At 65.7% G+C, this 2,343-nt stretch carries 2 protein-coding genes and 1 pseudogene; all 3 read left to right on the forward strand.

The genetic code is table 11. The annotated features are described in order from the left end of the window. Positions 1–293, forward strand: a pseudogene (locus tag VIQ49_RS03355) (MCE-family protein); the annotation flags it as partial. Continuing rightward, positions 290–1,321, forward strand: coding sequence for an MCE family protein (locus VIQ49_RS03360; RefSeq protein WP_331880748.1), 1,032 nt, complete (start codon positions 290–292; stop codon positions 1,319–1,321). The pseudogene VIQ49_RS03355 and the gene VIQ49_RS03360, both read left to right, overlap by 4 nt. Next, on the forward strand, positions 1,321–2,343 hold a 1,023-nt coding region (locus VIQ49_RS03365; protein ID WP_331880750.1), incomplete at its 3' end, for an MCE family protein. The genes VIQ49_RS03360 and VIQ49_RS03365, both read left to right, overlap by 1 nt.

The raw sequence follows: 2,343 nt of genomic DNA on the forward strand, positions 1-2,343 counted from the left end.
GTACGCCCGTTCCCGGTGGCCTGCTGCTGCAGACCGTCGTGCTGGGCCAGGAACGCTATCGGTACCCGCAGAATCTGCCGAAGGTCGCCGCCAAGGGCGGACCGCAGTGCACGGATCTGCCGAAGGTCCCGTTCGAGAAGCATCCGCCGTTCGTGATCACCGATGTGAACGCCAACCCCGCGCAGTACGGAAACCAGGGCATCATCTTGAACTCCGACGGCCTCAAACAGCTTCTGTTCGGTCCGATCGACGGACCGCCCCGCAACGGTGGACAGATCGGGCAGCCGGGATGACGGACGTGGGCAAGGCGGCGACGAAGTTCGCGGCATTCGGGCTGACGATGGTGCTGCTGACTGTCGGGCTGTTCATGATCTTCGGCGAGTACCGGTCAGGTTCGGCCGACAGGTACTCGGCGGTGTTCACCGACTCCTCGAGTCTGCAAAGCGGAGACTCGGTGCGGGCGGCGGGGATTCGAGTCGGAACGGTCAGAGGCGTCACGCTGCAGGATGACAACACCGTGGTGGTCGACTTCGATGCCGACGACAACGTCCGGCTCACCGAGGGCACGAAGATCGCGGTGCGCTACCTGAACCTCGTCGGCGATCGCTACCTCGAGCTGCTCGACGAGCCCGGCGCTGCGCGAATCCAGCCGTCCGGCTCGCGAATCGGCCTGGAGCGCACTGAGCCTGCATTGAACCTCGACCTTCTGCTGGGCGGCCTCAAGCCGGTGATCAGGGGCCTGAACCCTGACGACGTCAACGCGCTGACCAGCTCACTGATCCAGATCCTGCAGGGCCAGGGTGGAAACCTGGAGTCGTTGTTCGCCAGGACGTCGTCGTTCACCAACGCGCTGGCCGACAACGGCCAGACCGTGGAGCGCCTGATCGACACCCTCAACGACACCCTGGCCACCGTCGCCGCGGACGGGCAGAACCTCTCGTCGGCGATTGGCCAACTCGAACAGCTGGCCACGGGGCTGGCCCAGGACCGTGACCCGATCGGCGACGCGATCACCGCACTCGACAACGGGACCGCGTCGTTGGCCGGACTGCTGACCGAGGCGCGGCCACCGCTGGCCGGAACCGTCGACCAGCTCAACCGCCTGGCGCCGCTGTTGTCGAATGAAACCGACCTGGCCCGACTGGATCTCGCGCTGCAGAAGACGCCGCAGAACTACCGCAAGCTGGTGCGCCTGGGCTCCTACGGGAGCTGGCTGAACCTCTACATCTGCGGTGTGTCGATCCGGGTCTCCGATCTGCAGGGCCGAACCGCCCACTTCCCGTGGGTCATTCAGAACACCGGAAGGTGTGTTGAGCCCTGATGCTGAAGTATCGCGGATCGTCCCTGGTGCGAGCTGGCTTCCTCGGTGTCGTGCTCATCGCGCTCGTCATCGCCGTCGGCCTGCAGCCCCAGCAGCTATGGGCGATGGCGACGTCGGTGCGCTACCAGGCGGTGTTCGCCGAGGCCGGCGGGCTGTCATCGGGCAACGAGGTGAAGGTGTCGGGCGTGACCGTCGGCTCGGTGTCCGACGTCGAGCTCGCGCGGGGCACCGCGCTGGTCACGTTCTCTGTCGACAGCAGGGTGCGGGTAGGCAGTGACACCACCGCCAATGTCGGTATCTCGACCGTGCTCGGCGAGCGGGTGCTGGTGCTCAAGCCCGAAGGCACGCGGGCTCTCGGGTCGATGGGTGTCATCCCGTTGACCCGCACCGGTTCGCCGTACTCACTGACCGACGCGGTGGGGGAGTTCACCACGAACACCGAGGCCACCGACACGGCCGCGATCAATCAATCGCTGGACACGTTGTCCGACACCATCGAACGCATCGCGCCGCAACTGGGCCCCACGTTCGACGGGGTGTCGCGGCTGTCGAAGTCGCTGAACAGCCGCAACGAATCGCTCGGCGCTCTGCTGGACGCGGCGGCCGACGTCACGGGAGTGCTGTCCGAACGCAGCGCCCAGGTCAACACGTTGCTGCTCAACGCCAACGACCTGCTGGCAGTATTGCAGGACCGCCGGTACGCGATCGTCAACCTGCTGTCGAGCACCACGGCTGTCGCGCAACAGCTGTCGGGGATGGTGGCCGACAACGAGCAGGAACTCGCGCCGACCCTGGAGAAGCTGAACACGGTCTCGGAGATGCTCGAGCGTAACCGGGACAACATCACGGCCTCGTTGAAGGGTCTGGCCAAGTATCAGGTCACGCAGGGTGAAGCGGTGAACAACGGATTCTTCTACAACGGCTTCGCATCGAATCTGCTTCCGGGCCCGGCGATCCAGCCGTTCCTGGACTACGCGCTGGGCTTCCGCCGCGGCGTGAACGCCGGCCAGCCTCCGGACAAT

Origin of the sequence: Williamsia sp., from assembly GCF_036566845.1 — a bacterium.
GTDB lineage: Bacteria > Actinomycetota > Actinomycetes > Mycobacteriales > Mycobacteriaceae > Williamsia.